The sequence below is a fragment of the Bradyrhizobium sp. USDA 327 genome, assembly GCF_041262065.1.
Taxonomy (GTDB): Bacteria; Pseudomonadota; Alphaproteobacteria; order Rhizobiales; family Xanthobacteraceae; genus Bradyrhizobium; species Bradyrhizobium liaoningense.
The window spans coordinates 4877739-4899171 of the sequence record NZ_JBGCCW010000001.1 but is presented as its reverse complement, the minus strand read 5'-3'; the positions used below and the strand labels follow the sequence as shown (position 1 = coordinate 4899171).

Genomic DNA, 21433 nt, shown 5'->3' with positions numbered 1-21433 from the left:
TCAACCGAGATGAGGCGGAGCGCGTCATGAAGGATATGCTGGTTCAGGTCGAGCCGCTGATCCCCGCGCTCCGCCGCTATGCGCGTGCGCTCATGCGCGATCGCGCGGCGGCTGACGATCTGGTCCAAGACTGCCTGGAGCGCGCCGTCAGCCGCTGGCATCAGCGGCGCGATGGCAGCGTCCGCGCCTGGCTCTTCACCATCCTTCACAATCTGGCGATCACGCAATTCCGCCAGGCCACAGCGCGGGGAAGGCATATGCCGATCGACGATGCGGGTGAGCAGGAGCTTGTCAGCGCGGCAGCGCAGGAACAAAGACTGATCTACCGGGACGTCCTGAGCAAGCTTGCGCGACTGCCGGAAGAGCAACGGGCGGTCTTGCTGCTGGTCGCAGTCGAGGATCTCTCCTACGCGGATGCTGCGAAAGTTCTCGGCGTTCCGGTGGGCACCGTGATGTCGCGCCTGTCGCGCGCACGGGAGCGGTTGCAGCAGGAGATGGATGCGCTGGGGCCGAGGAACGTCGTCGCATTGCGGAGCTTGAAATGAACCAGCGGCCGATCACGGAAGATGATCTCCACGCCTACGTGGACCAGGCGCTCGAGCCCGAGCGTCGCGCCGAGGTCGCATCCTATCTGGACGAGCATCCGGATGTCGCCAACCGCGTTGCGGGCTTCGCCAACCAGCGCGAGCAGCTGCGTGGTGCGCTCGCTTCAATCGCCGACGAGCCATTGCCCGCGGAATTGAACCTGTCGCACATCATCGAGAGCCGGAAGCGCCGTCCCCTGCGGGCGTGGCGGGCAATCGCTGCGATGTTGCTTCTAGGTATCGGAGGCCTCGGCGGATGGGCCATGCGCAGCGTACTGCAGGATAGCTCGAACGGACTATCCGCGTTGGCCCAGGAAGCAGCCTATACCTATGGCGTCTACGCACCGGATCGCGTGCGCCCGGTCGAGATACGGGCGTCCGACAGCGCAGAGCTCACGCAATGGATCTCCAGCCGGCTGAAACAGCCGGTCAAGGTACCGGACCTCTCCGTCTCGGGCTATCGGCTGATGGGCGGGCGCCTGGTCGCTACCTCGCACGGTCCGGCCGCGATGTTCATGTACGACGACGATCGCGGCGATCGCCTCGTGGTGCTGACGCGTCCGATGAGCAGCCGCAATCAGGATGCGCCGATGATGCCGCAGTCGTCCGGCGACGTCGCGGGTTTTGCCTGGATAGATGACGGCCTTGGCTATACCCTCGTCGGCCAGCTTCCGACAGACACCCTCAAGCCGATCGCGAACGAGATCCGGAAGCAGGCGCGCTCGATCTAGCGGCGAAATTCACGAAACGGGCCCGCGCATCGGCGCGAGCCCAATCGCGAGGGCTCAATCCGGCAGCGTGACGTCGTCAGGCGCCTGCGGCGGCGTCTTGATCCTCCCCATCGGGAATTGCTCTTGTTTGGGCATGCTATTGCGCCGAAAGGCCGATGGCCAGCCCACCCAGGCAGTGCTTCTCAAGCCCATCCCGCTGCTCTATGGTGCCGCCGGCCGAACGGAGGAAACCAATGAAGAACACGATTGCCAGGCTCGCCGGCGCGCTGCTCGCGCTGACGCTCACCACCTCGCTTGCCGCGGCGCAAAGCAAGGTGACCATCGCGATCGGCGGCGGCTCCTGCCTGTGCTACCTGCCCACGGTGCTGGCCAAGCAGCTCGGCGAATACGAGAAGGCTGGCCTCAATGTCGAGCTCGTGGATCTCAAGGGCGGTTCGGACGCGCTGAAAGCCGTGCTCGGCGGCAGCGCCGACGTGGTCTCCGGTTATTTCGACCATTGCGTCAATCTCGCGGCCAAAAAGCAGGAGCTCCAGTCCTTCGTGGTCTATGACCGTTACCCCGGTCTCGTGCTGGTGGTCGCACCCTCGCGCACCAACGACATCAAATCGGTCAAGGATCTCGCCGGCAAGAAGGTCGGTGTCAGCGCACCCGGATCTTCCACCGACTTCTTCCTCAAATACATGCTCAAGAAGAACGGGCTCGATCCCGCCGGCACGGCCGTGATCGGAGTCGGCCTCGGTGCCACCGCGGTCGCCGCCATGCAGCAGGGCCAGATCGACGCGGCCGTGATGCTCGATCCTTCGGTGACCGTGCTTCAGGGCACCCACAAGGATCTGCGCATCCTCTCGGACACCCGCACCCAGAAGGACACGCTCGAGACGTTCGGCGGCGAATATCCGGGCGGCGCGCTGTACTCGACCGCGGCCTGGATCAACGGCCATGAGAAGGAGACGCAGGCGCTCACCAATGCGATCCTCGCCACGCTGGCCTGGATCCATGCGCATTCGCCCGAGGAGATCATGGCGAAGATGCCGGAAGAGACGGTCGGCAAGAACAAGGACCTCTATCTCGCCGCACTGAAGAACACGATCCCCATGTACTCGGAGACCGGCAAGATGGATCCGAAAGGCGCCGACGCAGTGCTCGCGGTGTTCACCGTCGGCTCGCCCGAGGTGGCCAACGCCAAGATCGACGTCAGCAAGACCTTCACCAACAAATTCGTCGAGCAGGCCAAGAAGACCACGGGGAGTGCCAAATAGCCGGCGCGAAGGCGTGGTAATCGCCCGGCCATGACGTCACCTGTCATTCATCGCGTCACGACGCTTGATCTTGCGGTGCGGCCGATCGTGTGGCCGTTCGCGGAGGAACGGCGCGCCGAGATCGCGGCGCATTTCGCCGAGAAGCAGCGCGAGCGGCCGAAGATCTGGAACGGCCGCGTCTTGCTTGGGCGCGATCCCGTGTTCACGGGCAACCATTTCGCCGCGTCCTATTTCGAGACCGATTTCGCCAGCTTCCTCGCCTGGCGCGACTGGGGCTTTCCCGATACGGCCGTGTTCAACGGTTTCGGCATGGGCGCACTGCGCACCTCCGACGGCGCCTTCGTGATGGGCGAGATGGGACAGCACACCGCCAATGCGGGCCGCATCTATTTCCCGTCGGGCACGCCCGACCTCGGCGACGTCAGGGGTGGCGCCCTCGACGTTCCCGGCAGCGTCGTCCGCGAGATCGCGGAAGAGACCGGGCTGACCGCCGACGACTACGCGGCGGAGGCGGACTGGCACTGCGTCGTCTCCGGCCGTGCGATTGCGATGATTCAGATCCTCAACCTGGACATGCCGGGCGATGAGGCCCGTGCCCGGATCGAAGCCAATCTCGCAGGTGACGACGAGCCTGAATTGTCGGCCATTCATCTCGTGCGCGACATGGGTGATCTCAGGCCGTCCATGCCGCGATTTGTCACGGCCTTCGTCGAGCGCCAGTTCGCGTCGCGCTGATGCGCGAGGCTTGACATCGCCTCGCTCAACCCATGTGATGGGCAAAAAGCAAAAGCAACAAGAATGCGATGCACAATCGTCCAGGGAGGTTTTGATGCGCCTGCGCATGGCTACCCGTTTGGTACGTGGGCTGTTGGTCGCGATATCAGCGACAGGCTTGGCGGTGTCCGCCGAGGCCCAGGAGAAGAAGCTCAAGATCGGTGTCATCTATGATCTGACCGGCCCGCTAGCCGGCGGCGGTTCGGAGCTGCAGTATACCGGCGCAAGGATCATGCTGGATCAGTACAGCGCGAAGGACGTCGAGGGCTACAAGATCGAGGCGATCTATGCCGATGCTCAAAGCAAGCCGGATGTCGCCATCAATGAAGCTATCCGTTTGATCGAGCAGGAAAAGGTCGACATGCTGCTCGGCTTCTTTTCCTCGGCGCAGTGCGTGCCGGTGGCAGCGCGCGTCGAGCAGCTGAAGAAGTTCATGTGGATCACGACCTGTATCTCGTCGGCGGTGCTGGAGAACAAGAATTACAAATACGTGTTTCGGCCGCAGGCTTCCGGCGATCAGTTCGGTATGATGACGATGGATTTCATCGCGCAGAACACAAAGGAAAAGCTAGGCAAGGATCCCAAGGACCTGCGGGTCGCGATCATCCATGAGGACGGCGCCTACGGCGTCGATGTGGCCAAGGGCAATGAGGCCGGTGCCAAGAAGGCCGGCTTCAACATCGTGCTGAGGGAGGGATATTCGGCCACGGCTCCGGATTTGTCCGCACTCGTCACCAAGCTGAAGCGGGCAAAGCCGGATGTGGTTTTCCACACGGGCTACAATCCCGACATCACCCTGTTGCTCCGGCAAGCCCGCGAACAGGGGCTGAAGTTCGGTGCACTGGTGGGACATGGCGCCGGCTACGGGGTCTATGAGAAGCTGAAGGAAGGCCTGGGCGCTGATGTAAACTACGTCTTCAACACCGATCCGATCTCGATCTGGCTCGCCAACCAGAAGAGCATGGATCCGAAGCTGCCGCCGATCATCAAGGCGGTTGGCGAGGAGTTCGACAAGCGCAAGCCGGGCGTCGCCATCCGTTCGGCTCATGTCGGCATGGCTGCGTCCAACACCTACCTGTTCCTGACCGACGTGCTGCCGCGAGCGATCAAGAAGTATGGCGGCATAGATCCCGACGCCCTGCGCAAGGCAGCACTCGACACCGACATACCCGAAGGCGGCACCATGCTCGGCTTCGGCGTCAAATTCCATGGCGAGGGCTCGCCAATGGCCGGCCAGAACGAGCGCTCGTTCCCTGTCGTAATCCAGTACGTCGACGACAAGTCCTACGTGGTGTGGCCCAAGAGTCAGGCGCAGCGCGAGGCCGTGCTGCCGCTGCCGAAAGGCACCACCTACAGCAACCAGTAGCGGCGGAGAGCGGCGGTGCTGGAAGTGAACGGACTGGTGAAGCGGTTTGGCGGCTTCACCGCCGTGAATAACGTGTCGTTCAAGGTCGACCAGGGCGAAATCCTCGGCCTGATCGGCCCCAACGGTTCGGGCAAGAGCACGATCTTCAACATGCTCTCCGGCACGCTGGCGCCGACATCAGGTTCGATACTTTTCGCCGGCCACGAGATCGCGGGCCTCGCGCCGCACCGGATCATCAACAGCGGCATCGGCCGCACCTTCCAGATTCCGCGCCCCTTCCGCCGCCTGACCATTTTCGAGAACGTCGCGCTCGCCGGTTTCTACGGCCAGGGCCGCCACAGCCGCGCCAGGGCGGAAGAGGCGGCCGAGCGCTCGCTCGCCATGGTCGGCCTGCCCACCGATCGCCATGCCAGCGTCGATGGCCTCGGGGCTGCCGGCCTGAAGAAGCTCGAACTCGCCAAGGCGCTCGCCACCGCGCCAAAGCTGCTGCTCGCCGACGAGAGCCTCGGCGGTCTCGACGAGGCCGAAATGGATCAGGCCGCGGACATGCTGCGCAACATCCGCGACGAGCTCGGCATCACCATCATCTGGGTCGAGCACATCATGGGCGTGTTGATGCGGGTCGTCGATCGCGTCATGGTGCTCGATCACGGCGAGAAGATATCGGAGGGCCTGCCGAGTGCGGTCGCCGGCGATCCGCGGGTGATCGAGGTCTATCTCGGCACCGATGCCGAGACCACGCAGGCCGCGGCCGCCGAAGCGCGCCGCCGCGCGGGAGGGTAGCCGATGCTGGAGCTTCGCGGCGTCAATGCCGGCTACGGCACCTTCCAGGCCCTGTTCGACGTCGGCCTCGACGTGAAGGCCGGTGAGGCCGTCGGCGTCATCGGCCCGAACGGCGCCGGCAAGACCACCTTGATGCGCGTCATCTCCGGCCTGATCAGGCCCTCGCGCGGCTCGATCAGAATGGAAGGCGTCGACCTCGTGGCGACGCCGGCGCACAAGATCGTCAGCCTCGGCATCGCGCATGTGCCGGAGAACCGCCGGCTGTTTCCGCAGCTCACAGTCGATGACAATCTCAAGATGGGCGCCTTTATGAAGGAGGCGCGCGGGCACTATGCCGAACGCCTCGAGGTCGTGTTCGAGCTGTTTCCGCGCCTGAAGGAGCGCCGTCACCAGATGGCGGGCACCATGTCCGGCGGCGAGCAGCAGATGTGCGCGATCGGCCGCGCGCTGATGTCAAATCCAAAGCTGCTGCTGCTCGACGAGCCCTCGGCGGGGCTTGCGCCGGTCGTGGTGCAGCAGGTGTTCGAGCTGGTGAAACGGATCCGCGCCAGCGGCCTGACTGTGCTGATCGTCGAGCAGAACGTGCAACAGGTGCTGAAAGTGGTCGACCGGGCCTATCTGATCGAGGCGGGCACGATCCGCGCCTCCGGCACCTCGGCCGAGATGCTGGCGAGCGACACGGTCAAGGAAGCGTATCTCGGGGTGTGAAGGGCATGCAGGCGTTCCTGGACATTTTCGACATCTACCTGCTGGAGGCCGTGATCAACGGCATCCTGCTCGGCGGCGTGCTGGCGCTGCTCGCGCTCGGCCTCAATCTGATCTTCGGCGTCATCGACGTCACGTGGATCTGCTATGCCGAGCTCGTGATGATCGGCATGTACGGCATGTACTTCATGGTGCAGTACTACGGGGTCAGCTATTTCGTCGCCGCGCCGCTGACCATCCTGCTGGTCGCGGCACTTGGCGCGGCGCTGCACTACCTCGTGATCGCGCCGCTGCTGACCGCGCCGCCGATCAACCAGCTGCTCGCGACCGGCGGCGTGCTGTTCGTGCTGCAGAGCTTTGCCACCGTCGCCTTCGGCATCGACTTCCGCAATCTCGGCATCCGCCTGCCGGTGCTTGCCTTCGGCGAGATGAATTTCAGCTACGCACGGCTGCTATCGTTCGTGGCGGCGCTGGTCGGCATGGTCGCCGTCTATCTGTTCATGACGCGAACCTTCACTGGCACTGCGATCCGCGCCATCTCGCAGGATCGGCAGATCATGGCATTGATGGGCGTCGATACCAGACGGATCTATCTGATCACGTCGGCGCTGGGCGGCGCGCTGGCCGGCCTCGCCGCCTGCCTCCTGGTGCTGCAATACGACGTGCATCCCTTCGTCGGCCTCTCCTTCGGGCCGATCACCTTCCTGATCTGCGTGCTCGGGGGCCTCGGCAATTTCATCGGCGGCTTCATCGCCGCCTTCGTGTTCGCCGAGATCATCTCGCTCGGCGGCCTGTTCTCCGATCTCGAATGGGGCTATGTGCTCGCCTTCGCCTTCTTCATCGTCATGATGTTCATCCGGCCCGCGGGCCTGCTTGCGAGGCGCCGATGATGGGGCAGGGGCGGCTTGCAGCCTGGGGAATAGGCCTGGCGGCGCTGGTCGCGCTGCCCTTCGTCTATCGCGATCCCTATCATCTGCACATTCTGGTGCTGATCCTGATCTGGTCGTTTGCCTACACCTCCTGGTCGATGATGGGGCGGTTTGGCCTGGTCTCGCTCGGCCATGGCGGCTTCATGGGCATCGGCGCCTATGTCACGGCGCTGCTCTGGAATCATCTCGGCCTGTCGCCCTGGATTGGCATTCCCATCAGCATGGTCGCGGCGGGGGCGCTGGCGCTGATCGTCGGCTATCCCTGCTTCCGCTTCCGCATCACCGGCCACTATTTCGTGCTGGTGACGCTGGCGCTCTCCGGCATCGTGCTCCAGGTCATCACCGCGACGCGCGACTACACCGGCGGCTCGCTGGGCTACACGCCGAACCGGACCTCGGGCAACAAGCTGCTGGCGCTGCAATTCGACGACAAGACGACCTGGTACCTGATCGCGCTCGGGATCTGGCTTTTCGGCATCGTGGTCTGGCACTGGGTCGATCGCAGCATGGCCCGCTATGCGCTCGAGGCGATCTCGGAGGACGAGGACGCCGCTGCCGGCGTCGATGTCACTGCGGAGAAGCTGAAGATCACGCTGCTCAGCGCGCTGATGACGGCGCTCGCCGGCGCGATCTACTGCCAGTACCAGATGTTCATCACGCCTGACACGGTCAGCGGCATCGCGGTGTCGCTCCAGATGGTGTTCGCTGCCATCGTCGGGGGCCTGTTCGTCTCGCTCGGCCCGACCGTCGGCGCCATCATCACAATTCTGCTGGCCGAGACCCTGCGCATCGGCTTCGGCACGAGGGCGGTCGGCTGGGACAACCTCGTCTACGGCGTGCTGCTCGTCCTTTTCATCATATTCCTTCCCAAGGGCATCCTTGGTAGCTTGCTCGACCGATTGAAGCCGCAACGCAAGGTGCCCCGCGCTCATGAGCAAGAAGCCGTCCAAATCGCTCGCCCAGGAACTTGACCGCTACATCACGCCATTCCGCCACGATGGTTCGGGCAAGTTTCACCTCAAGGACCACAAGACCGACGAGAGGGACGATCTCGACAAGGAGAAGGCGCAGGCGATCCTCGACTCCAACAAGAAGCGGATGATCGAGTTTCAGGAGAAGCTCTACGCGCAGGACCGCTGGTCGCTCCTGATCGTGTTCCAGGCGATGGACGCCGGCGGCAAGGATTCTGCGATCAAGGCGATCTTCGAGGGCATCAATCCGCAGGGCTGCGAGGTTCATGCCTTCAAGGCACCGAGCAGCAAGGAGCTCGATCATGACTTCCTCTGGCGCCATATGATCGCGCTGCCCGAGCGCGGACGTATCGGCATCTTCAACCGCTCCCACTACGAGGAATGCCTGGTGACGCGCGTGCACCCGGAGATTCTCGCCAAGGAGAAGCTGCCGCAGAAGCTCGTGACCAAGCACATCTGGAGGGAGCGGTTCGAGGACATCTCTGCCTTCGAGCGCTATCTCTGCCGCAACGGCACCGTTGTGCTGAAATTCTTCCTCAACGTCTCCAGGGAGGAGCAACGCAAGCGCTTTCTCGAGCGGCTGGAGGATCCGGCCAAGCAGTGGAAGTTCTCGATGGACGACGTCAGGGAGCGCGCGCTGTGGCCTCGCTACCAGGCGGTCTATCAGGACATCGTTCGCCACACGGCGACGCCCCACGCGCCCTGGTACGTCGTGCCCGCCGACCACAAATGGTTCGCCCGTGTCGTGATCGGCTCCGTGATCAACGCGACGCTCGAAAAGCTCGACCTGCGCTTTCCCCGCGCCGACAAAGCCTCGCTGCAAGAGTTCGAACAGGTGCGCCAGGCGCTGGAGAAAGAGGAGACAGGAGGCAGGAAGAAAGCCAAGTGACAGCCAACCGTACCTCGGACCGCAAGACCGTCAATTTCGCGCTCCAGGGCGGCGGCGCGCACGGCGCCTTCGTCTGGGGCGTGCTCGACCAGGTGCTCGAGGACGGCAGGCTCGCGATCGAGGCGATCAGCGCGACCAGTGCGGGCGCCATGAATGCGGTCGCGATGGCCTCCGGCATGGCGCACGGAGGTGCTGAGGCCGCGCGGGAGAGCCTCCACGCTTTCTGGTACGAAGTGTCGCGCATGGACATGGCGTACGATTTGATGTCGCCGCTGAACCAGTGGATCCAGGCGCTGAGGCTGCCGCCGGAATATCATCCGGTCCACGCCGTCATCCATACGCTGACGCACACGCTGCCGCCGGGCCTGCTCAATCCCTTTCATTTCAATCCGCTCCGCGCGTTGCTGCAGCGCGTGGTCGATTTCGACCTGCTCAATTCCTCGCCCGAGGCGCCGCAGCTGTTTCTCAACGCCACCAACGTGCGCACCGGCAAGATCAAGGTGTTCCAGAGCCCGCTGCTCACGGCGGAGACCGTGCTCGCCTCGGCCTGCCTGCCGCCCTATTTCCAGGCCGTCGAGATCGACGGCGAGCATTATTGGGATGGTGGCTATCTCGGCAATCCCGCGATCTATCCGCTGATCTACCGCAAGGGCAGTCACGACGTCATCATCGTGCAGGTCACGGCGATCCGGCGCGACGAGCTGCCGACCAGCGCAGCCGACGTGCTCCACCGCATCAACGAGATCAGCTTCAATTCGTCCCTGATGCGCGAGATGCGCGCGATCGCCTTCGCCACGCGGCTGATCGACGACGGCGAGCTCGACAGCGACAGGCATAGTCGCATGTACATGCACTGGATCGGCAACGACCAGTTGATGTCGCAGCTCGGCACCGCCACGCAGTTCCACCCCGAGTGGAGCCTGTTGTGCCGCCTGCGCGACGAGGGCCGCGAGGCGGCACGAAGCTGGCTGGCACGACACTTCGACCAGATCGGAAAATCCTCGACGGTCGACCTGGCGGACATGTTTCTCTAGGCCGCCCCGCCTGCATCGACAAGAAAGTCCGAAAACAACCCCATGCACAGTAGCCCGTGCCAGCGGAATCAATGACTTGGCGAGGCAGCCTGTGCCTTGCGGATTTAGCGAAGCCGTTTGACTCGTCGGGCAAAACAGGGGCATGGATGTCATGATCGCCGCGGACCGGTACGGTGGGCGAAGCGTGGCCACTATTGCCACTATTGTTCATGCGAAAAGGATGGCGGGCACGGCGCTCTCGCGCCTTTGGCCTATCCTGAACCCTCACGGCCCGCTGTAGACTCCCCTCAATACCCGCGAGCCCACCAGTAGCAGAAGCGCTCGACATTGGCGGGAAGCGCTGACTCGTAGTTCGACCACTTCTCGTATTTCGGCAGCTTCACCTCCTTCATCGCGACGTCGAAGCACTTGCCGGCGTCCGCGGCCTTCTTCACCTCGGCGGAGAGATCCTCCATGTAGGCGATGTCGTCCTCGACGTCCTTCCTGGTGCCGAGGCGACCGCCGGCATAGGGATGGCCGGGGATCATCCGCTCCCAGTCGAGCGACGCCAGCTTCTTCAGCGAGGCGATATATTCCAGCGGCGAGGCGTTGTCGGGGATGTTGCGGAACTGGACCTGCTCGATCGGGGCGAAATCGACCACGAAGACGAGCTTTTCCTTCGGCAGCCGCATCACCAGCGAATTGTCGGAATGGTTGCGGCCGACATAGTTCAGCTCCAGCGTGGTGCCGCCGAGCGTGATGCTCTTCCTGTCATCCACCACCTGATCCGGCATCACGACGTCCGCGAGCAGCGATTTCTGCTTCTTCAGCTCGAGCAGGCGCTCCTTGGTTCGCCGGTGCGCGATGAAAGTCGCGCCGAGATCCTTGAAGGGCTGGCCTCCGGCGATGTGATCGTAGTGATGGTGGCTGTAGATGACGTATTTTATCGGCTTGTCTGTGACTGCCTTGATCGCGTCGATATAGGGCTTGGCGGGACGCAAATAGGAGATCGGATCGGTCGCGATCACGCCTTGCGGCGTCACCACGAACATCGCCTGATGGCCGCCATAGCGGAAGATGTAGACGTTTTCGGTGCCGTCGACCTTCCTGGTGGACGTCTGCGGCGGGTTCTGCGCGAATGCTGATCCGGTGACGAGGGCGGCGACAACCGCGATGCAAAATGATGCTTTCATCTCTGGCTTTCCGGAAATGAACGAGGGTGACAGAGGCGGATATTCTCTTCGATACAAACGCTGTCGTCAGGGATTTATTCCGCCGCTTTCACGGGGCCAATCGGTCGTGGGAACGCCTGGAACGCGCCTTCAAATGTGATTTCAAGGCCTTTGATCCCGCTTGACAGTTTTGTGTCGCAGGAGGACCATCCCAATGGTCGCAAACAAGCGACGCGCAATGTCCACCTCATGAGCAAGGGGAGGTCTATGACGCCACCTCCGCAAATCCAGCCGCGTTGATTGCGATGGAGCTCGTTCGGACTATCGCATAGCGGCAGAAACCGCGAACGGCACGCCGGGACCAGGTTTAGCGGGCTGCATCAGTGAGGCAAAGCCCCTACCTTCCCGGCGCTGTATTTTGCGTCACATCGATCGCGTCTGACGGCCGTGACGAGGCCGCCGCGACGAGCATCTATGACATTCTGCTTTCCGCCTTCCTCCTCGTCGCCGGCGTTTCGCGATGACGGGAGAGGTCTTTGCGCGCACGGGCCTGAAGGCGTTTCGCTGACGCCGCGGCTCCTGATCTTGCATTGCGGCAAATGCCAAGAGAATGTCGCCTCAAAGGCCAACTTCCGACACAGGGCCGGGGCGAATAGCGGCAATCCGACATGATGCATGTGCTTCGTCGGTGACGGTCCCGACGCCGCTGGCGCATTCATATTTCCAGGGAATCTTCGTGTCGCATAAGCTGGCCGCGGCGCTCCTCGCCGCTCTCTTCCTCACGATTCCGCCTTCCTCCGGCGCCCGCGCCGAGCCGTCTCCGCCGCCGGCAAACAGCGCTGCCGCACTGTCGCCCGACGAGGCGAAGCGCGCGCTGGAAACCCTTCAGGACGACAAGAAGCGCGCGCAGATGATCGACACGCTCCGCGCGATCGCCAACGCGTCCGGTCCGCAGCAACCCGCGCCCGAGCCGAAATCGCCGATCCCGCTCTCGGCCGACGGCCTCGGTGCGCAGCTCCTGCTCACGGTGTCGGAGGAGATCGGCGAGATCTCGGGTGAGATCGCCAGCATGGCGCGGACGCTCACGCACTTCCCGGCGTTCTATTACTGGATCATGCGGACCGCGAACGATCCCGCGGCCTACAATCTCCTGATCGAGATTGCCTGGAAGCTGGCGCTGGTGTTCGGTGCTGCCTTCTGCGCGGAATGGGTGATCTTCCGCCTGATCCGGCGTCCGGCCGCGTTCCTGGAAGCACGCGTGCCGCAAACAGCACGCCTGCCAATGCAAGCCCTGCCGATCGCCGATCCGCCGTCATCGGTCACAGATGTCACCCCGCAGCCGGAACTGCACAAGCGCCGTCACAGCCTCGCGCGGATCTGGCAACTGTTGCTGCGGCTGCCTTTCGTGCTGGGTCGCATCGTGCTCGAACTGCTTCCCGTGATCGTCTTCGTGGGCGTTGCTACGGCGCTGCTCGGGACCGAGATCGGCGAGCCCACCACCGTCCGCCTCGTGATCCTCGCAGTCGTCAACGCCTATGCGTTCTCGCGCGGGCTCATCTGCATGGTCCGGGCACTGGTGGGGCCGTTCGGCCTGTTCCCGGTGCGCGCCGAGACCGCCGCCTATATCGAGATCTGGGCGCGCCGCATCGTCGGCGTCGGCGTCTCCGGCATCGCCTTTGCCAATGTGGCGCTGCTGCTCGGCCTGCATCGCGCCGGCTACGCCGCACTGCTGCGCATGGTGATGCTGGTCGTGCACCTCTTCATCGTCGTCATCATCCTGCAATGCCGCCGCCAGGTCGCCGAGGCCATCCGTGCGCCGGCCGAGCGGCAGGGGATTGCGGCCCGTTTGCGCAACCGTATCGCCGGGGGCTGGCACTATCCTGCCATCGCGCTCGATCTCGCGTTGTGGGCGGTTTGGGCGCTCAACATCCGCAACGGGTATTCGTTGTTGCTGCAATATTTCGTCGGCACCGCCGTGGTGGCGCTGGTCACGCGCGTCGTCATCATGGTGACGCTGAGCCTGATCGACCGCGGCTTCCGCATCAAGCCGGAGATCCTCCAGCGCTTTCCGGGCCTCGAGGTCCGCGCCAACCGCTATCTGCCGCTGCTGCGCAGGATCGTGTCCAGCGTGATCGCCTTCATCGGCTTCGTCGCCGTGCTCGAAGTCTGGGGCGTCGACGCCATCGTCTGGTTCTATGGCGGTCAGATCGGCAGCAGGCTGATCTCCGCCGTGGTGACGATCGGCCTTGCCGTGTTCATCGCAGCCGCGATCTGGGAAGCCAGCAACGCGCTGCTGGACCGCCAGATCAATGCGCTGTCCCGGGACGGCCATTATGCCCGCGCTGCGCGTTTGCGCACCTTCCAGCCGATGCTGCGCACAGCGCTGCTCTGCCTGATCGCCACGGTGGTCGGTCTCACTGCGCTCAGCGAGATCGGCGTCAATGTCGCGCCGCTGCTCGCGGGTGCCGGCATCGTCGGCATCGCGATCGGCTTCGGTTCGCAAAAGCTGGTGCAGGATCTCATCACCGGCCTGTTCCTGCTGCTTGAAAACACGGTCCAGGTCGGTGACAATGTCAGCGTCTCGGGGCTCTCGGGCGTGGTCGAGAATGTCTCGATCCGCACCATCCGCCTGCGCGCCGGTGACGGCGCCGTCCACATCGTGCCCTTCAGCGCGGTCACGACCATCACCAATGCCAGCCGCGGCGCCGGCAACGCCTCCGTCAGCGTCAACGTCGCCTACAAGGAGGATACCGACCGTGCCGGCCAGATCCTCAAGGACATCGTCGACGAGATGCGCCGCGAACCGGAATTCCGCGCACTGATCCGCGGCGACCTCGAACTGTGGGGCATTGACAAGGTCGACGGCGCGATGGTGTCGATCGTCGGCCAGATCCGCTGCACCGAGGCCGGGCGCTGGCCGGTCCAGCGCGAATTCAACCGGCGCATGAAGCTGCGCTTCCAGCAGAACGGTATCGAGGTCGCATCCGCCACCCAGACCATCTTGATGCACATCGCGCCACCGGCGGATATTGCCGCCAGTCTGACGCCGCGGCGGGCGGCTGGATAAGCAGTCCCCAAGATTTCCGGCTTGCCTCTATTGATGCGGCGGCGTTCAGTCTGCATCCAGGCGCGCGAACATGGCCGCTTTTCATGAGGCCGAGACGGTGAAATGGTAGCCTCTCGTTGAGACGGCCGACATCAAGCCGGAGTAGCGCCGTTAACCCTTTTTTCGCGCGCAACTGCCAGGCGTTCGCCAAAAGCTCGCTGCGGTGCGAGATCACAGTCCATGGCCGAGTCTTCTCCGTCCTTGATCTGGATGGAGCGCTGGCCGACAATGTCCGCGGTTCAAATAGAAGCTCCTTGGGGGAATTCGTGAATAGACCTGCCCGGGTCGTTGCCCAATCGACGTCGTCCACTTCGCAGCACGGCATGACGCTGCTGCGCGATCCCTTGCTCAACAAGGGGACTGCCTTCACGGAAGCGGAGCGCGAGACGCTCGGCCTGCGCGGCCTCCTGCCGCCTTGCGTGCTGACGATGGAGACGCAGGCTCAGCGCGTGCTCACCAATCTGCGCACGCTGCCGACGGATCTGGAAAAATACGTCGCCCTGAACGCGCTGCATGACCGCAACGAGGCGCTGTTCTTCCGCGTCGTCGTCGACAATATCGACGAAATCCAGCCGATCATCTACACGCCGACGGTCGGGCTCGCCTGCCAGAAATACGGCCTGATCTTCCAGCGGCCGCGCGGCATGTTCATCTCCTCGCGCGATCGCGGCCAGATCGCGGAGATCCTGAAGAACTGGCCCTATCCGGCCAAGCTGATCGTCGTCACCGACGGCGAGCGCATCCTCGGTCTCGGCGATCTCGGTGCCAACGGCATGGGTATTCCGGTCGGCAAGCTCTCGCTCTACTCGGCCTGCGCCGGCGTGCATCCCGAGTTGTGCCTGCCCATCGTGCTCGATGTCGGCACGAACAACGAGGAGCTGTTGAACGATCCCTATTATCTCGGCCTGCGCGAGCGGCGGCTGACCGGCGAAGCCTATGACAGCTTCGTCGACGAGTTCATGCAGGCTGCGCGAAAGACTTTCCCGGGCGTGCTGATCCAGTTCGAGGATTTCGCCAATCACTCCGCCTTCAAGCTGCTGCACAAGTACCGGGATGAAGCCTGCGTCTTCAACGACGATATCCAGGGCACCGCGGCGGTGGCGCTCGCAGGCCTGTTCTCAGGCTTGCGTATCTCCGGCGGCAAGCTCAGGGATCAGCGGATCCTGTTCCTGGGCGCGGGCGAGGCGGCAACCGGCATCGCTGATCTCGTGGTGTCCGCCATGATGGCCGAGGGTGCCACCGAGGCCGAGGCGCTCCGCCGCAACTGGCTGGTGGATTCCCGCGGTCTCGTCGTCAGCGGCCGCGAAGGCCTCTCCGGCCACAAGCTCCGCTATGCGCATACCGACCAGGAGCCGATCGCCGACTTCCTCACCGCGATCAAGACGCTGAAGCCGACGGCGATCATCGGCGTTGCCGCGGTTGGCGGCGCCTTCACACCCGACGTGCTCAGGACAATGGCCGAGCTCAACGAGCGGCCGATCGTGTTCGCATTGTCCAACCCGACGTCGAAGGCCGAGTGCTCGGCGGAGGATGCCTATCGCTACACCGAGGGCCGCGCGCTGTTCGCCTGCGGCAGCCCGTACGACCCGGTGAAGCTCAACGGCCGCAGCTTCGTGCCGCGCCAGGGCAACAATTCATACATCTTCCCCGGCGTCGGCCTCGGCGTCATTGCCAGCGGCTCGCGCCTGGTCACCGACGAGATGTTCATGGCGGCGGCCCATACGCTTGCCGATTGTGTCGGCGAGGAGGATCTTGCGCAAGGCAGTCTCTATCCGGCGCTGCCGCGCATCCGCGAGGTCTCGGTTCGCATCGCTGCGGCCGTTGCCGACGTCGCCTATCAACGCGGACTCGCGGACGGACCTGCGCCGAATGACGTGAAGGCTTTGGTCCAATCGCAGATGTACGAGCCGAAATACTGAGGCCCTAAAGCGCGATGCGATCAGGATCGCTGGAACGCAATCCGGTCAGGCGCTTGCCATCCTCTGATGAAAGCGCCTGATTTCGCTGCCTCGCGCGCTTGCCCGGCGGCTGGCTGTTCCGATTCAGAGCACGCACTGTGGTCGAATCGTCACAGCCGGACGCGAAACGGCCGCGGCCCCAGAGCCGCTTTTGTTCCGACAAGGTTCTGCCCTCATTGCCGACCGAAAATCCGGCCGTTCGGAGGGCGTACCATGTCTCGCATTGCACGTGCCGAAACTGCCCGGATTTCCTTCGCAACCTCGTGCCGGCTGCTGCTCGCGGTCGTCGCCGCAGCATCGCTCGCGGCCTGCGCGCAAGCGCCGGTCGGCCGCCAGAAGGCCGATCTCGCCGCTACCGGCCGGCATGCCGCGGTGGAGCGGCCGCACAGGGTGGCGGCGCTGCATCCACGCCCGGTCAGGCGGGAGCGTGCCCCGGACCGTGACGCCAAGCAGACCCCCTCGCACGGCGTCGCCAGCTTCTATTCGGATACGGAAACCGCGAGCGGCGAGAAGTTCGACAAGAACGAGTTGACCGCGGCGCATCCGACCCTGCCGTTCGGCACCAAGCTGCGGGTCACCGATACCTCCTCCGGCCGCTTCGTCACCGTCAGGGTCAACGATCGCGGACCCTATGTTCGCGGGCGCGTGGTCGACATCACCCCTTCTGCGGCCGAGGCGCTCGGCATGGTCGACAAGGGCATCACCAATGTCAGGCTGGAGGTCGTGCAATAGGGCACGACTCGGCAAGACCAATGCAACGCGCTTAACCGGCTGTTAGCTGCTTCTCGAGCACCATGGCTGCCCGCACAATTCGGGGCATATGGGGAGGCAGCGCTTGAACACGATCCAGTATCTCGAAGATCAGGCTGCGCGCGCCGAGCGGCTCGCCAAACGGATCACGGATACGCTGACGATCGAAAAGCTCCTGACTTTCGCCGGCGAGCGCCGCCGCGAGATCGAGGTCATCGCCGGCAAGCATCGCGCCACTCGTTCCCCGCAAACCATGCTTTGAGCGCACTGCGCCACGTCGTTCGGCGCGGAACTTCTCTTTTTCCGGGCGTCATCCTGGCGATGCATCAAGAGGAGGCATCATGGGTTTTGGACGAGGTGCTTTGCTTTGGCTGCTTGGCGTGCCGCTACCGATCGTTCTGCTGCTGGCATTGTTCTGGCACCACTAAGGTGCGCGCCCTCGAAGAGCGCCGCGGAAGCGGCGCTTTTTTATCGCCCGCAATCGGCGCAACGGGCTTTAGCGATGGCTCTCGACGAAGTCACTTAGATAGTCGGGCAGCGTCACGCCATCGATGTCGCAGCGCGCCTTTATCTCGCCAGCGACATCGGCCGAGATGTCCTTCATCCAATGCTCGAGCGTGTTGAACGAAATCACCTTGACGGGATCGTTGAAGCAGCCGGCGACGAGCTCGTCGATCGTGGTTTCGAGATCGCTCCGCTCGATGCGAATTTCGGTCGCCCGGTCGAGGCGATCGATCACCACGAACACAGTCTGGTCTGCGCCATAGGGCACGACATGTGAGGGTAGGCCAGCTTCAAGCATCTGCGGCGCTCACGCCTTGGCTTCCGATCGCTGACAACGGGAAAGACCGGACGAAGGTTCCTGCGCGTGCTTGCAAACTGCCGTCAGAGAAATTCTCTCAACCGCGACAGCTCGGTGACGTGCTCGGGCGAGAGGATCTCCGTCACGAGTGGCGGCTGCGGCACCGTCCGGATCTCATAGAGATGCCGAGTCGTCGCCGGCTTCTCCATGAAGGCCGAGATGCACGCGTCGAGGGTGCCTTCGCTGATCTGGTATGACTCCCGGTCCGGCCGGCGCTGGTTTGCAAGCGACGGCCATTTATGCAGCACCGCATGCGCACCAAAATCGACCTTTGAACCCGCAATCGCACCCCCCATCGCACCCGCCTCACGCAAGAAGCACCCCGGCACGCGGACTTGCGTGCCGGGGCCCACACCTATCGCTGCATCTCAATGTCACAGCGCTGAACGCGGCAGCCGGGAAAAGGTTCCCGCCGTCGTAATCAGCTCGCGGCCGCCGCGATTCTGTGTCCCAGGCTGGCCTGACCGTTGACGTGCTCGTCGCCGCGCCCGAACTCCGGTGGGAGCCCGGCGAAGCGGCGCAAGGCTTGGGCCATCTGCACCCGGCCCGGCACCCCCGTGATCACCACGTCGACCATGGTGAAGGACGAGTGGAAATGGCCGCGGGCCTGAAGCTGATCGACCGGGACGCCGGCTGCGGCCATTGCCTCGGCATAGGCGACGCCCTCGTCGCGCAACGGATCGAACTCGCAGGTGACAACGAAGGCCGGCGGCAGGCCGGCGACCTTGCCGCGCAGCGGCGAGACGCGCGGATCGGTGCGGTCGGCCGGCGAGCAGTAGAGGTCCCAGAACCAGTACATCAGCGAAAGCGTCAGGAAATAGCCGGTCGCATTGTCGTTGTAGGACGGGCGATCGAAGGTGCAGTCCGTGACCGGGCATATCAGGAGCTGGCCCGCGATTTCGGGCCCGCCACGATCGCGCGCGAGCTGGCAGGTGACGGCCGCGATGTTGCCGCCGGCGCTCCAGCCCGCGACCAGCACCGGGCCCGGTTTGCCGCCGAGCTCGGCGGCGTGCTCGGCGATCCAGCGCGTCGCCGCATAGCCGTCTTCCGCCGCGGTCGGGAAGCGATGCTCCGGCGCGTGACGATAGCCGACGCTGACGAACATCATGCCGGTTCGCCGCACCATGTCGCGGCAGAACGGCTCGTCCGACTGCTCGTCGCCGAGCACCCAGCCGCCGCCGTGGAAATAGACCACGACCGGATGCGGCCCGGGCGTTGCCGGCTTGTAGACGCGATAGGGCAGCGGACCGTCGGCGCCGGGCAGGGTGCCGTCGACGATCTCGCCGATCGGCCGTCCTGCCGGGCGGCTCTTGTTGAACTCGTTGACGAAGGCGCGCGCCCCGATCGCGCCCATCGACTCGATCGGCGGCAGGTTGAGCGATGCGAGCAGGTTCAGCACCAGCCGCACGTCCGGCTGCAGGCGTACCACCTCGCCGTCATTGCACTGCGCAGCAACGTTGGGGCCGGTGAGCCTGAAGCCGAGCATGCCGCGGCTGACCACCTCGTCGCAGATGCTGCGATACGGGCCGACGCCGCCGGTATAGGGCATCAGTCCCTGGACCTTGCCGGGCACGTTGGCGCCCGTGTACCAGGTGTTGGCGAGCCGGTGCAGCGTCAGCGTCGAACAGTCTGCCATGTGCCGGCCCCAGCCGGCCTGCGCAGTTTCTGTCGGCTCGATCGTGGTGAAGCCGGCCTCGCGCAGCGCAGCAAGGCGATCCACGACCCAGTCGACATGCTGCTCGATCGACACCGCCATGTTCGACAGCACCGACGGGCTGCCGGGGCCGGTGATCATGAAGAAGTTCGGGAAGCCCGCGACTGTGAGGCCGAGATAAGTCTCCGGTCCCTTCGCCCAGACGTCGGAGAGCGACTTGCCGCCGCGCCCGGTGATCGGGTGCACGGCGCGGATCGCGCCGGTCATCGCGTCGAAACCGGTCGCGAACACGATGACGTCGAGGTCGATGCTGCGCCTGGCCGTCGTGATGCCGCCTGCGGTGATCGCCTTGATCGGCTCCTGGCGCAGATTGACCAGCGTGACGTTCGGCCGGTTGTAGGTGGCGTAGTAGTTGGTGTCGAGACAGGGGCGCTTCGCCCCGAAGGGATGATCGTCCGGCATCAGCGCCGCCGCGGTTTGCGGGTCCTTCACGGCGGCTGCGATCTTCTCGCGGATGAGATCGCAGATCAGCTTGTTGCCTTCGACGTCGACCGCCTGGTCCGCCCAGAGCTGCGTCAGGATATAGACGAGATCGCCCTTGCCCCAGGCTTCCTCGAACCGCGCGCGGCGCTCGGCGTCGGTGAGCTGCCAGCTCACGACCGTCTGCTGAGGATAGGGCACACCGGCCATCGACTGGCGCGCCTGCTCGCGATAGGCGGCGCGATCGCCCTGCAGCAGGCTCATGCGGTCCGACGGCGCCGGGCCGTTATGCGCGGGCAGCGCGAAATTCGGCGTGCGCTGGAACACGGTCAGATGTGCGGCCTGCTCGGCGATCAGCGGGATGGACTGGACCGCCGACGAGCCCGTGCCGATCACGGCGACGCGTTTTCCCGCAAGATTGACGCCGTCATGCGGCCAGCGGCCGGTGAAATAGACCTCGCCCTTGAAGTCCCTGACGCCGTCGATCTCCGGCGGCTTCGGCGCGGAGAGGCAGCCGGTGGCCATGATGTAATGGCGGCAGGAGACCGGTGCGCCATTGTCGGTCGTGAGCTGCCAGCGCTCGGACGCATCGTCCCATCTGGCTTCGGTGACCTTGGTCTTGAAACGGATGTCGCGCCTGAGACCGTAGCGGTCGGCGACGAAGCCGAGATAGCGCAGGATCTCGGGCTGGGTCGCGTATTTCTCCGACCAGGTCCAGGCCGACTCGAGCTCCGGATCGAAGGTGTAGCTGTAGTCGATGGTCTGGATGTCGCAGCGCGCCCCCGGATAACGGTTCCAGTACCAAGTGCCGCCGACATCGCCGGCCTCATCGAGGGCGACCGTGGAGAAGCCGGCCTTGCGCAGGCGATGCAAGAGATAGAGGCCGGCAAATCCGGCGCCGACCACGGCGACATCGACCTGCTGAGCGGTTCCGCGCTCATCGGAGGCACGTGTGGCAACCATTGCGTCAGTCATGGCATTCCTCCCGTATGTTTTGTTTTGCCGGCAGGCTATCGCCGCAGGTTCAGCTTGTCATTAGAGCAAGTTCAATCTCCGGTGGTCGTTTTCGGCGGCAGCGTGTCCGCGCGAATGTTGCCGGCATCACACGCACCGCGATGCACAATGGCCGTGATAGCCCGGGGTAATCAGAGCGCATCCTTCTGTGTATGCTTGCGCTTACAAGCCACGCGTACCGGCCGGGCGTCATGACAGAGTTGAGTGAGCGGACCAAAGCGAACATGGACGTCGTCCTCGAGGAGACATGTCGCCAATTGCCGCATGGCGGCGATCATGACAGCCGCAGGTTCATCGCCGAGCGCCTGATCGAGGCGGCGCAGGCCGGCCACTCCACGCTCGGCGAGCTCGGCATCGTCGCGCGCCGCGCGCTGGCGGAGTTGATGGGCAAAGGCAGCTAGGCGAGGGCGCGAGGCTTGCCTCGCTGACGGCC

At 64.3% G+C, this 21433-nt stretch carries 20 protein-coding genes; 16 read left to right on the top strand and 4 right to left on the bottom strand.

Annotated features, from left to right (window positions below; translation table 11 throughout):
* Positions 1–26: 26 nt before the first annotated feature.
* From ABIA42_RS23020 to ABIA42_RS22970, 11 genes are all read left to right on the top strand, one after another.
* Positions 27–545, top strand: coding sequence for a sigma-70 family RNA polymerase sigma factor (locus tag ABIA42_RS23020; protein ID WP_370120897.1), 519 nt, complete (start codon positions 27–29; stop codon positions 543–545).
* A complete protein-coding gene (locus tag ABIA42_RS23015; protein WP_370120900.1) occupies positions 542–1315 on the top strand; it encodes an anti-sigma factor in 774 nt (257 codons plus the stop codon). Before ABIA42_RS23020 ends, ABIA42_RS23015 begins: the two co-directional genes overlap by 4 nt.
* A 233-nt stretch (positions 1316–1548) precedes the next feature.
* Complete coding sequence (locus tag ABIA42_RS23010) at positions 1549–2574, top strand: ABC transporter substrate-binding protein (RefSeq protein ID WP_370120903.1); 1026 nt, start codon at positions 1549–1551, stop codon at positions 2572–2574.
* 30 nt (positions 2575–2604) lie between these two features.
* Complete coding sequence (locus tag ABIA42_RS23005) at positions 2605–3309, top strand: NUDIX hydrolase (protein ID WP_370120906.1); 705 nt, start codon at positions 2605–2607, stop codon at positions 3307–3309.
* A gap of 94 nt (positions 3310–3403) precedes the next feature.
* On the top strand, positions 3404–4714 hold the full coding sequence (locus ABIA42_RS23000; protein ID WP_028177141.1) for an ABC transporter substrate-binding protein: 1311 nt from the start codon (positions 3404–3406) through the stop codon (positions 4712–4714).
* Between the two features lie 15 nt (positions 4715–4729).
* Complete coding sequence (locus tag ABIA42_RS22995; protein ID WP_370120909.1) at positions 4730–5497, top strand: ABC transporter ATP-binding protein; 768 nt, start codon at positions 4730–4732, stop codon at positions 5495–5497.
* A 3-nt stretch (positions 5498–5500) separates the two neighbouring features.
* Entirely contained in the window at positions 5501–6205 is a 705-nt protein-coding gene (locus tag ABIA42_RS22990) for an ABC transporter ATP-binding protein (protein WP_271530795.1), read from the top strand.
* Positions 6206–6210: 5 nt separating this feature from the next.
* Positions 6211–7092, top strand: coding sequence for a branched-chain amino acid ABC transporter permease (locus tag ABIA42_RS22985; RefSeq protein WP_271530794.1), 882 nt, complete (start codon positions 6211–6213; stop codon positions 7090–7092).
* Positions 7089–8102, top strand: coding sequence for a branched-chain amino acid ABC transporter permease (locus ABIA42_RS22980; protein ID WP_370120913.1), 1014 nt, complete (start codon positions 7089–7091; stop codon positions 8100–8102). The genes ABIA42_RS22985 and ABIA42_RS22980 overlap by 4 nt, the downstream gene beginning before the upstream one ends.
* The gene (locus ABIA42_RS22975; RefSeq protein ID WP_271530792.1) at positions 8062–8991 is read left to right on the top strand and encodes a polyphosphate kinase 2 family protein; all 930 of its coding nucleotides are present in this window, start codon (positions 8062–8064) and stop codon (positions 8989–8991) included. The genes ABIA42_RS22980 and ABIA42_RS22975 overlap by 41 nt, the downstream gene beginning before the upstream one ends.
* Complete coding sequence (locus ABIA42_RS22970) at positions 8988–10025, top strand: patatin-like phospholipase family protein (protein ID WP_194392461.1); 1038 nt, start codon at positions 8988–8990, stop codon at positions 10023–10025. The genes ABIA42_RS22975 and ABIA42_RS22970 overlap by 4 nt, the downstream gene beginning before the upstream one ends.
* A gap of 287 nt (positions 10026–10312) precedes the next feature.
* Here the strand turns inward: ABIA42_RS22970 and ABIA42_RS22965 are convergent, their stop codons facing one another.
* Positions 10313–11197, bottom strand: coding sequence for an MBL fold metallo-hydrolase (locus ABIA42_RS22965; protein WP_370120917.1), 885 nt, complete (start codon positions 11195–11197; stop codon positions 10313–10315).
* 715 nt (positions 11198–11912) lie between these two features.
* Between ABIA42_RS22965 and ABIA42_RS22960 the strand changes: the two genes are divergently transcribed.
* The 4 genes from ABIA42_RS22960 (at position 11913) to ABIA42_RS22945 (ending at position 17252) form a co-directional block, all read left to right on the top strand.
* On the top strand, positions 11913–14243 hold the full coding sequence (locus tag ABIA42_RS22960; RefSeq protein ID WP_370120920.1) for a mechanosensitive ion channel domain-containing protein: 2331 nt from the start codon (positions 11913–11915) through the stop codon (positions 14241–14243).
* Between the two features lie 305 nt (positions 14244–14548).
* A complete protein-coding gene (locus ABIA42_RS22955) occupies positions 14549–16201 on the top strand; it encodes an NAD-dependent malic enzyme (RefSeq protein ID WP_370120922.1) in 1653 nt (550 codons plus the stop codon).
* Between the two features lie 252 nt (positions 16202–16453).
* Positions 16454–16972: a septal ring lytic transglycosylase RlpA family protein gene (locus tag ABIA42_RS22950; RefSeq protein WP_271530788.1), complete on the top strand. Its 519-nt coding sequence runs from the start codon at positions 16454–16456 to the stop codon at positions 16970–16972.
* A 103-nt stretch (positions 16973–17075) separates the two neighbouring features.
* A complete protein-coding gene (locus ABIA42_RS22945) occupies positions 17076–17252 on the top strand; it encodes a hypothetical protein (protein ID WP_319328443.1) in 177 nt (58 codons plus the stop codon).
* Between the two features lie 234 nt (positions 17253–17486).
* Here ABIA42_RS22945 and ABIA42_RS22940 read toward each other — a convergent pair whose 3' ends face one another.
* The 3 genes from ABIA42_RS22940 to ABIA42_RS22930 all read right to left on the bottom strand — a co-directional run bounded on the left by ABIA42_RS22940 (position 17487) and on the right by ABIA42_RS22930 (position 20961).
* Positions 17487–17792, bottom strand: coding sequence for a hypothetical protein (locus ABIA42_RS22940; protein WP_271530786.1), 306 nt, complete (start codon positions 17790–17792; stop codon positions 17487–17489).
* A gap of 83 nt (positions 17793–17875) precedes the next feature.
* Positions 17876–18148 (bottom strand): hypothetical protein, encoded by a 273-nt coding sequence (locus ABIA42_RS22935; protein ID WP_271530785.1) that lies wholly within the window; start codon positions 18146–18148, stop codon positions 17876–17878.
* Positions 18149–18273: 125 nt separating this feature from the next.
* Positions 18274–20961, bottom strand: a complete 2688-nt coding sequence (locus ABIA42_RS22930; RefSeq protein ID WP_370120926.1) for an alpha/beta hydrolase fold domain-containing protein — start codon at positions 20959–20961, stop codon at positions 18274–18276.
* Positions 20962–21152: 191 nt separating this feature from the next.
* Between ABIA42_RS22930 and ABIA42_RS22925 the strand changes: the two genes are divergently transcribed.
* Positions 21153–21401 (top strand): hypothetical protein, encoded by a 249-nt coding sequence (locus tag ABIA42_RS22925; protein ID WP_271530783.1) that lies wholly within the window; start codon positions 21153–21155, stop codon positions 21399–21401.
* Positions 21402–21433: the final 32 nt, after the last annotated feature.

Excerpts from the sequence above, each read along its gene's own strand:
- ABIA42_RS23020 (WP_370120897.1), top strand. The coding sequence starts at position 27 with ATGAAGGATATGCTGGTTCAGGTCGAGCCGCTGATCCCCGCGCTCCGC.
- ABIA42_RS23015 (WP_370120900.1), top strand. The coding sequence starts at position 542 with ATGAACCAGCGGCCGATCACGGAAGATGATCTCCACGCCTACGTGGAC.
- ABIA42_RS23010 (WP_370120903.1), top strand. The coding sequence starts at position 1,549 with ATGAAGAACACGATTGCCAGGCTCGCCGGCGCGCTGCTCGCGCTGACG.
- ABIA42_RS23005 (WP_370120906.1), top strand. The coding sequence starts at position 2,605 with ATGACGTCACCTGTCATTCATCGCGTCACGACGCTTGATCTTGCGGTG.
- ABIA42_RS23000 (WP_028177141.1), top strand. The coding sequence starts at position 3,404 with ATGCGCCTGCGCATGGCTACCCGTTTGGTACGTGGGCTGTTGGTCGCG.
- ABIA42_RS22990 (WP_271530795.1), top strand. The coding sequence starts at position 5,501 with ATGCTGGAGCTTCGCGGCGTCAATGCCGGCTACGGCACCTTCCAGGCC.
- ABIA42_RS22985 (WP_271530794.1), top strand. The coding sequence starts at position 6,211 with ATGCAGGCGTTCCTGGACATTTTCGACATCTACCTGCTGGAGGCCGTG.
- ABIA42_RS22980 (WP_370120913.1), top strand. The coding sequence starts at position 7,089 with ATGATGGGGCAGGGGCGGCTTGCAGCCTGGGGAATAGGCCTGGCGGCG.
- ABIA42_RS22975 (WP_271530792.1), top strand. The coding sequence starts at position 8,062 with ATGAGCAAGAAGCCGTCCAAATCGCTCGCCCAGGAACTTGACCGCTAC.
- ABIA42_RS22965 (WP_370120917.1), bottom strand. The coding sequence starts at position 11,197 with ATGAAAGCATCATTTTGCATCGCGGTTGTCGCCGCCCTCGTCACCGGA.
- ABIA42_RS22950 (WP_271530788.1), top strand. The coding sequence starts at position 16,454 with ATGTCTCGCATTGCACGTGCCGAAACTGCCCGGATTTCCTTCGCAACC.
- ABIA42_RS22940 (WP_271530786.1), bottom strand. The coding sequence starts at position 17,792 with ATGCTTGAAGCTGGCCTACCCTCACATGTCGTGCCCTATGGCGCAGAC.
- ABIA42_RS22935 (WP_271530785.1), bottom strand. The coding sequence starts at position 18,148 with ATGGGGGGTGCGATTGCGGGTTCAAAGGTCGATTTTGGTGCGCATGCG.
- ABIA42_RS22930 (WP_370120926.1), bottom strand. The coding sequence starts at position 20,961 with ATGACTGACGCAATGGTTGCCACACGTGCCTCCGATGAGCGCGGAACC.
- ABIA42_RS22925 (WP_271530783.1), top strand. The coding sequence starts at position 21,153 with ATGCTTGCGCTTACAAGCCACGCGTACCGGCCGGGCGTCATGACAGAG.